Below are 9,017 nucleotides of genomic sequence, written 5' to 3' on the forward strand. Positions count from 1 at the left end.
TGGCATTATACATTAGAAATTAGATATTGGAAATTGGATATTTCTTAGAACAGCAATGTCTGTGTCACGCTCTTTTTGGGCATCTGCTCCCAGAGCGAAGTGTCGAATTTAATATCAATATATTTTTCCCCCTCCTTTGTTCGAAGGTAATTATTTTTCAGGGCAAACTCATACAACTCTTTTGTCACCTTTACGTCTTGAAGGCAATATTTTTTTACCTTGTCTTTCTCTCCGCGCCTCCACCACTCTACTGACTGAAGTCCGCTCCCGCTTTTCCCGACTCCGAGTGTTGACTCCGCAATGTGGCCAAGCCCGATGCGCCTACCAAACGAGTTCTTGATTTCCTTCATTATGTCCACGCTTTTAATTTTTCTCAAATCACCAGGATAATATTTGTTCAAAAGGGGAATGTCAAAATGTTCCGAGTTGAAGCCCACAAGCAAATCAGCTTTCTCCAAAATGGGCCAGAGCTTTGAAAGTTCCTCCTGCTCGTAACATGAATACTCATTCGTTTCGGAATCGTGGATTCCCACAACCGCCAAATTTAAAAGCGCGGGGTCATTTTTCCCCACGTCTTGAAAGATATTCGTTGTTTCTATGTCGAAGACGATTTTCCTCATACGAATGAATTTACCAATATACAAATAAACCCCTAATATACTAATGGCTACTAATAATTCAACCTCCTCCACCTCGCAGACTCGGCGCCTCCTTTCAAATGTCTAAGCTTTTAGAACGGACTTGATTTTATCCAACTCAACAACAACTTCCTCTCCCGTTTTCAAATTCTTCACCTTGTATTGTCCGCTCTTTGATTCTTCCTCGCCGTACACGATAACATAAGGAATCTTGAGCTTATCTGCAAATTTTATTTTGTCGCCCACTTTTTTGTCACTCGAATCTAAAAGCACGTTTACACCGTCTTTTCTCAAGGATTCCGTAAATTCTTGCGCTTTCTCAAAATTTTCATCCCCAATAAGCGCGACTGCCACTTGTGTTTTCGACGAGAAGCTAGGCAAAAGATTGCGGGTCTCCAAAAAATCCCTAATTGTCACGTCTCCCATGGCAAAACCAAACGCCGGAATATTCTCTTCTCCAAAAAGAGACAGCAGATTGTCGTAGCGCCCTCCGCCAAACAGAGCTCTTCTATTTTGAGGGTTAGTGTCAAATATCTCAAATACGATTCCCGTGTAGTAATCGAAACCCCTCATGAGCGCCGGTGAAAAAACTAAATTTTTTATGCCTTTTTTTTCGAGCTTGAGCAAAACCTCTTTAATTTCTCCAATCCCGCTTTTTTCTTCCTCATTTGACTTCAGGGCAGAAATTACGACATCGAGGTCTTTCGAGTTCAGAACATGCAAAAATGATTCTGTTTTTTCTTCGAGAAGATGTTCGGCCTGTCTCTCAAATTCACCCGCTTCCATTTTATCTTTTCTATCGATAAGCCTCGATACTTTGCTCGCGCCTTCCTGGTCAAGTTCAAAAACATTTTTGAGAATATAGTTCATCACCTTTCGGCTATTGACCCTGATTTCAAAATCTTCATCTTTGGCTCCGTATGATTTCATGAGAGCACTCGCAAGGGAAATCACCTCGAGCTCCGACTTCATGTCGGCGATTCCAAACATATCAACGTTGAGTTGCCAGTGTTCCCTAAGCCGTCCTCGCTGGGGTTTTTCATACCGAAATACATTCGGGATTGAATACCAGCGCAATGGGAATGTGAGCTCACGGCGTTTTCCTGCGACCATTCGCGCAACGGTCGGCGTCATCTCCGGACGTAAAGTGACATCTCTCCCGCCTCGGTCCGTAAAAGAGTATGTCTGCTCCTGCACGATTTCGTCGCTTGTTTTCGCCTTATAAAGCTCGGTAGGTTCGAGAATTGAAGCCCCGTATTCCTCGTATCCATAGCTTTCTACTACCCGTCGCCAGACACTAAAAATATAGTTCTGAATGAACATTTCGGGAGGATAGAAATCCCTTACTCCCTTGTAGCTCTCGGTATCGAGCTTTGCCTTTTTTTGTATCATGTATATATAATAACGAAGCTATGAGCACTATACAAGCAGGAGTCTTAAATTTATACAAACGCCACGGGGAAACGCCCCGTGAGACGATAGAGCGTTTCAAAAGCCGGCATCCCGAATACGCGGATACAAAAATGACATATGCGGGCCGACTAGACCCGATGGCGGAGGGAGTACTGCTTGTCGTTTGCGGAAAAGAAATTGAAAATAAGGAAAAATATCTTGACTTGGATAAAGAATACATCTTTGAAGCTGTTTTCGGAATCCAGACTGACACCTATGATATTTTAGGCGTTCCAAGTTGGAAATTGGCAATCGACGATTGGGAACTAAAGTCAAAAAATTTTCATGGTGAAAAGTTAATCATAAATGAAATTGACAAAATGAAGGGAAAACGCATGCAATTATATCCCCCATATTCATCTAAAACAGTCCTAGGCAGAAAGTTATTCAATTGGGCGAAAGAGGGAAAACTAAATGAAATTGATATCCCTGAAATTGAAATAGAAATATATAATCTGGAATTGACAGGCCTTCGAAGCATACATAAAAAAGAATTTGAAGAATTTGTGAACGAATCGATTTCTAAAGTGAAGGGAGATTTCAGGCAGGATGAAATTGCAGAAAGTTGGAAAACTTTTTTTGAAAATTGCAAGCGAAGCGAATTTGTAGTCTTCACATTTCGAACAGTGTGTTCCCGAGGCACCTATGTGCGCTCCATAGTTCATGAGTTGGGTATTAAGCTTCAAATTGGCGCTGTAACCCTTCATATCAAGCGAACCAGAGTGGGAAATCACGTAATCCACAGCTCCTTGACGTAGCGCACTATTCTGATATAGAAAAAGAATGTATAATAGTTAACATATTTATTCGACTCAAGCTTTTTAATAACAAAATTGTGGTATACTAAGAGCCCAACAGCGTTTTTTCATTTTAATAATTTATAGAATTTCTATGTATGATTCAAAATTTCCAATCTCGCGTTTCGAGAGAGAGAGAGAGAGAGAGAGTAATCTCCTCTCAAGAATTTAAGATAAAACTGGGAGGACTAGTAGTCGTCGCTTTGTTTGTTATTATTTCTCTCCCCTCATTTGTCTTCGCCTCTCCGCTCTATACTCCCGGTCAAACCCTAAACCCCAGTTGTCTTCCTACAAACCCCGACTGCACCGTTTCTCCCTCGGCATACACAGGTATGCCTAGTTTTGGCATCGGAACAACTACGCCTTCCCAACAACTAAGTGTCGTTGGTCAACAGAGCATCAGAAGGAATTCTAGTACAGATAATTCAATAATAATATCAGATTCAAACGTGCAAAGTTTTAACAATGCAACTACGATTACCATAGGTAACAATCTTACTTTTACAGGTTCAGGTATATACGCCCCAGACGCATCTGTTCTTATAGGAAATGGTATTGAAAGTGTCTCCAAAGCAGGTAACTCATATTGGAATGTTGTCGTCGGAGATCATGTATTGCTGACTGCCAACGAGCCAAAAAATGTCGTAATTGGAGCATTGGCTCAAGCAAGCGCCGGCGATGGTACTGCAATTGGGTTCAACTCACGTGTCGGGAGTTTTTCTATGGCTCTAGGTAGTACAGCGCAGGCTCTAGGAAATTTTTCTGCAGCTATCGGCCCTTTTGCATCAGTTACTGGCGACAATATTTTTGGATACGGTGTTGCCGCGACCAGACATTGGTTTGCAGGAACTGTGGGAATTGGAACTACCACTCCCTCCTCCAAACTCTCCATCACCCAAAGCGCCAACACTTCGGCAGGTGGTTTATGGCTCTCGACCTCAAACAACACAGATTATCGAAGCATGTTTATGGATACTTCAGGAGTTCTGTCATTTACCGGTGGAGATACAGCGGGAGTTTTGAATACCGCAACGCTAAATGCCGCCGGAGCTTGGACCAACGCTTCGGACATCGCTTACAAGGAAAACATTGTTGACCTCTCCACCAGATACGGACTTGATACAGTCCTCCAAACCCAACCTCGTTTTTACACGATGAAGGGTGATACCCATATCCCTCAAGTCGGATTTATCGCCCAAGAACTCGAGCTTGTAATTCCCGAAGTTGTAGACGGAGAGGACGGCTCCAAAGGCATCTCTTACGGCAACCTTGTTGCGGTGGCATTTCAGGCGATAAAGGAACTTGCGGGCAAGTTGAATGATCTCATGGTAAACACAATTAAGGCAGTAACAGGCACGTTTACAACCGTCCAAACGGACAATCTTTGTGCAGACGACATCTGTATCAACAAAGACCAGTTGAAGGCACTCCTTATTCGAGCCGGCGGAACAATCACCGCTCAACCTGATCCATTACCTCCCGCTCCTTCCATTGACCCAACCACCACCACAACACCAAGCACTCCTTCTACCCCTGATCCAATCGCGACCTCAACCCAACCAATTACAGACGACCCTATTCCGGACGATACGGCTTCATCTACACCTCCTCAATCATTGGAGGAAACTGTGATAACGGATCCAATCCCTCCTGTAACTGTGGCAGAACCGACAGTGCAGGGAATAACGGTATTAGGCTTTTGATTGCGATGAACGGACGTCAAGGGTAGCAGTCGCTTTTGACCGAACTAGTGACACAAAGGTTGAACCTTTGGGATTACTATTTATCCACCACCCAAGCCCTTGCGGTTACAAAATTATGGTATACTAGTACACAATAGCTTTCATTTATCTTTCAATTTACTTGAATTTTTTATGTATGACTCAAAAATGCCGATCTTGAGTTCCGAAAGAGGAGGAGTAAGCACATCTTGCGAATTTAAAATAAAACTGGGAGGACTAGTAGTCATCGCTTTGTTTGTTATTATTTCTCTCCCCTCATTTGTCCTTGCTTCTCCGCTCTATACTCCCGGTCAAACGCTGAACCCCAGTTGTCTTCCTACAAACCCCGACTGCACCGTTTCTCCCTCGGCATACACAGGTATGCCTAGTTTTGGTATCGGAACAACTACGCCTTCCCAACAACTAAGTGTCGTCGGCCAACAGAGTCTTCAAACTTCGAGCGTTGATAGTTCAATAGTAATATCTAATCACCCTTATCTCATATCCAATGGTGGTGATAATTTAGATCTCATCATCGGCAATAATCTTGTTTTTACAGCAGGAGCAGGTGAAGGATCATCAGTGCTATTAGGGAATAATATAGAAACTGGAGGGATTCCAGGGGCTGCCAACTCGTATTTCAATATATTGATTGGTTATGGTGTAAAATCTCTAGCTAACGAGCCTAAAAATATTGTTATCGGGGCGACTGCCCAAGCAAGCTCTAGTGATAGTGTCGCAGTTGGGTACGCATCAAGAGTCGGAAGACGGTCTATTGCTATAGGTTCTCAAGCGTCGGCCCCGGGGGATGATTCTGCCGCTTTCGGCAGTTTTTTAACAGTTTCTGGCAACAATATTTTTGGATATGGTAAAACCACGACCAGAAATTGGTTTGCTGGAACTGTAGGAATTGGAACTACCACTCCCTCCTCCAAACTCTCCATCACCCAAAGCGCCAACACTTCGGCAGGTGGTTTATGGCTCTCGACCTCAAACAACACAGATTATCGAAGCATGTTTATGGATACTTCAGGAGTTCTGTCATTTACCGGTGGAGATACAGCGGGAGTTTTGAATACCGCAACGCTAAATGCCGCCGGAGCTTGGACCAACGCTTCGGACATCGCTTACAAGGAAAACATTGTTGACCTCTCCACCAGATACGGACTTGATACAGTCCTCCAAACCCAACCTCGTTTTTACACGATGAAGGGTGATACCCATATCCCACAGGTTGGATTTATTGCCCAAGAACTCGAGCTTGTAATTCCCGAAGTTGTAGACGGTGAGGACGGCTCCAAAGGCATCTCCTACGGCAACCTTGTTGCGGTGGCATTTCAGGCGATTAAAGATTTGGTTCATAACATCGCGACTGAATTATTTACGAAGAAACTTCACATAACTGAACAAATCTGCATTGATGATGAATGCTACTCAAAGGAAGCGTTGAGACAACTGTTACGCGATTCTGGGGCAAAACCGATAGTGCCACTTTCTCCTCCACCTGATTCCGTGTCCACTCTCGTGTCTTCATCAGACCCGATTTCTACCACAACTTCCAGCACCCCTCCTGCTCCCGACTCAATCGCAACGACCACTGACTCGATACCAAATGACACGAGTTCCCTAGCTCCTATAATTCTTCCAGAACCGCCGAGAGTGTCGCCAACGGAGCTCTTTGTGCAACCGGAAAATTTGGATACTGCCACTCCCACTAATTCTGTTGAGCTGACTTCCCCCGAAACAGCTACTCAATAATTATGGTGTCTCGTAATCAAATACAAATTCTTTTTGTTTGCAGTTTCTTTTTCGCATTGTCTGTATGGTTTCCGTCAATTTCTTTTGCCTCGGCCACCGATGGCACTATAGTAAATCAATACGCCTGGGGCGAGTATACTGGCTGGGTCAATTTTGCTCCCGCAGAAGGAAATATCCATATTACCGATACTGCTGTTACAGGTTACGCCTGGGATGCCAATTATGGCTGGATCAATCTTGCTCCCGACCAATCAGGAGTGCTAAACGACGGCAATGGCACTCTCTCCGGCTTTGCTTGGAGCCAAGGAGGCGGATATATTGATTTCTCCGGCGTTACAGTGAATTCCTCGGGAACATTTACCGGCATAGCCACGGGAGCCGTTTATGGTCGCATCAATTTCGATTGTGACAATTGCTCTGTCACGACCGACTGGAGGCCAGCTAGTTCAAGGCAGGTCGTCACTGCCTCTACTGGAAGAAGGACAGGAGGGGGAGGCAGATCCGTATTTACTTCACCTCAAACTAATCCGATTGAACTCGACTCTCTAGATTCCTTGAGCCCCAATGCTTTGTCTGAATCCATAAATACTTTCATTAACAATGCGCAAGGAATACAGTTACAAACCAATCCTCCAGCAGGAGATAGTCAACAAGCTAGTCAACAAGCTAGTCCACAAGATGGACAGTCGGACGCTTCGTTATCGCAAACCGATTCAGCTTCATCAAGTATTGAGAATCAAAATGAAGCAAACATTGAAAGTAAGCCGAATACCACAGATACATCGGGGAACTTTGCGGGCATTGCGCTAAAAATCTCGCTTATCATCCTTCTCTTAATCGTCATCGCCCTCTTTGTCAGATTCACTTTATTTAAAAAATGAATATGTTGTCGTCTCTGTAGGACTTAACTTGGGCGCTATGAATTAGGTAAGAAAACAGGTTTTTGGGAAATCGAGTCTCATAATGCAAAAAGGTGGAAAAGTGCCATATCCACAGGGCGATTCGCCAACCCCTTGCTATTTTTTGGGATTCATGTATGCTAATCTCCAATCGTAGGATTTCTCTCAAGTTGATTCAATTTGGTGAAGGTCGTCTATCGATGTTTAAGATAGTTAGATACAAATAGAACTTACATATTGAGATGCAATTCGAGGCGTGAGCGAGGTTTGCGACTAAAGTGTAGTTTAGATACTACACTGCAGGAGCAAATGAGCGAAGCAACGAAGAAGTGTGCTCAATATGTAAGTTATATAAAATGGCAAAAAAATTATATATTGGTGGTTTGTCTTACACTACTACCCAAGACGGTTTGAAGGACGCGTTCGCTCAAGCTGGATCGGTAGTATCTGCAAACATAATCATGGACAGAATGACAGGAAAGAGCCGGGGATTTGGTTTCGTTGAAATGGAGGATGCTGACGCTGAAAAAGCAGTCAGCTTCTGGAATGGAAAGGAACTGGATGGAAGGACTTTGACTGTCAACGAGGCTCGCCCAATGGCGCCCCGAAGCGATCGTCCACAGCGAAATGGCGGTGGAGGATATGAGAGGGGAGGTGATCGTGGCGACCGAAGAAGCTTCTAAATAGCTTCAAGCTACTAGCTATCAGCTTTTAGCTAAATCACAAAACCGCCCAATGGGCGGTTTTGTGATTTCTGGGTGGTCAACTCTTACCCGTTTGAGAAGCGGTGTCCTCATTTTTACAGCTATTCGAAAACTCACGGGAAAAATGGGAACTGCAACCGTATTCGAAAAATCGATGCGGTTTTTATTTGCCCTAGAATATCAGACGCTACACGATTGACGCCTATGGTTGAAGTGCCATCAATCTTGTGATATGGTGAACTCGGCAATACCGCCAAACTGTCAAAGGAAATAATCATGAAGACCAGTTCATTCCGACTCATTTCGCTCGTTCTTTTACTCACTCTTCCCGACGTGGCTCGGGCACAAGAGTTTGGTCTCGTCAGCACACATACATCCATCCACTATGCTCCTGGGCCAGGTGGCGATCTTGTGAACTTCGGGAACTTTTCGATTTCTTTTGAGGTAACCTCATCCGAAAATCTATTCATCCGAAGCGAAGACTACAGCCAGTATAATCACAACTTCCCCATCGCGACTCTTCAACTGGATCTTAATAGCTTTTATGATCCGGTGCAGACTCTCATGAATTCTGGGAGTGAAATTGGAGACACATCGGAATGGTATGTCGTACCCGAGGGACAACGCCGAATCTTCCAGGTCGTTTTGGAAAATTTCGTTGCTCCGCAAACGGGATTGTATTCGTTGGGACTCAACTTTTTTGAAATCACACATGATCCAGAAGGAGGTGACCTTTCATACTTGATTTTGGATGAACATGTATTTCGAACGGACCAGCTCTATCTTTCTCAAGTTGTCCCTGAACCGAGTTCAATAATCATCCTTTTCATCGGAGGCATTGCTCTTGTGGCCCATAGACGGCGTTGAGCCGAGCTACGGTTGACAACAGGTCAAGTACTATTCTCCAGAATAGTACTTTTTTTAATGTTCAATCCATTTCAATGCTGAATATCTAGCCATCAGAATTGAATATTAACCCGATATTGGCTAGTATTATCTGTAAGATTTACTCGCGTTGTTCACAGTTCTTGCGGGTAAAAGTAATTGG

Annotated in this window: 8 protein-coding genes; 6 read left to right on the forward strand and 2 right to left on the reverse strand. The window is 43.9% G+C overall.

Annotated features, from left to right (window positions below):
• Positions 1 to 44 precede the first annotated feature (44 nt).
• Together ABI430_04425 and hisS are read right to left on the reverse strand one after the other, a co-directional pair.
• Positions 45 to 620 carry a ribonuclease H-like domain-containing protein gene (locus ABI430_04425; protein MEO8638117.1) on the reverse strand — a complete coding sequence of 192 codons (576 nt, stop codon included), beginning with the start codon at positions 618 to 620 and terminating at the stop codon, positions 45 to 47.
• Between the two features lie 102 nt (positions 621 to 722).
• Positions 723 to 2,030: a histidine--tRNA ligase gene (gene hisS, locus ABI430_04430; GenBank protein ID MEO8638118.1), complete on the reverse strand. Its 1,308-nt coding sequence runs from the start codon at positions 2,028 to 2,030 to the stop codon at positions 723 to 725.
• 20 nt (positions 2,031 to 2,050) lie between these two features.
• On the opposite strand from hisS, the gene ABI430_04435 reads away from it, so the two are divergent.
• From ABI430_04435 to ABI430_04460, 6 genes are all read left to right on the forward strand, one after another.
• Positions 2,051 to 2,848: a hypothetical protein gene (locus ABI430_04435; GenBank protein ID MEO8638119.1), complete on the forward strand. Its 798-nt coding sequence runs from the start codon at positions 2,051 to 2,053 to the stop codon at positions 2,846 to 2,848.
• Between the two features lie 137 nt (positions 2,849 to 2,985).
• Positions 2,986 to 4,590, forward strand: coding sequence for a tail fiber domain-containing protein (locus ABI430_04440; protein MEO8638120.1), 1,605 nt, complete (start codon positions 2,986 to 2,988; stop codon positions 4,588 to 4,590).
• A 195-nt stretch (positions 4,591 to 4,785) separates the two neighbouring features.
• Complete coding sequence (locus tag ABI430_04445) at positions 4,786 to 6,366, forward strand: tail fiber domain-containing protein (GenBank protein ID MEO8638121.1); 1,581 nt, start codon at positions 4,786 to 4,788, stop codon at positions 6,364 to 6,366.
• A 2-nt stretch (positions 6,367 to 6,368) separates the two neighbouring features.
• The gene (locus tag ABI430_04450; GenBank protein MEO8638122.1) at positions 6,369 to 7,247 is read left to right on the forward strand and encodes a hypothetical protein; all 879 of its coding nucleotides are present in this window, start codon (positions 6,369 to 6,371) and stop codon (positions 7,245 to 7,247) included.
• A 374-nt stretch (positions 7,248 to 7,621) separates the two neighbouring features.
• On the forward strand, positions 7,622 to 7,948 hold the full coding sequence (locus ABI430_04455) for an RNA-binding protein (protein ID MEO8638123.1): 327 nt from the start codon (positions 7,622 to 7,624) through the stop codon (positions 7,946 to 7,948).
• Positions 7,949 to 8,245: 297 nt separating this feature from the next.
• Positions 8,246 to 8,836 (forward strand): PEP-CTERM sorting domain-containing protein, encoded by a 591-nt coding sequence (locus tag ABI430_04460; protein MEO8638124.1) that lies wholly within the window; start codon positions 8,246 to 8,248, stop codon positions 8,834 to 8,836.
• Positions 8,837 to 9,017: the final 181 nt, after the last annotated feature.

This window comes from Candidatus Taylorbacteria bacterium (genome assembly GCA_039934295.1).
Classification (GTDB): Bacteria; Patescibacteriota; Minisyncoccia; order Phycocordibacterales; family HO2-43-120; genus HO2-43-120.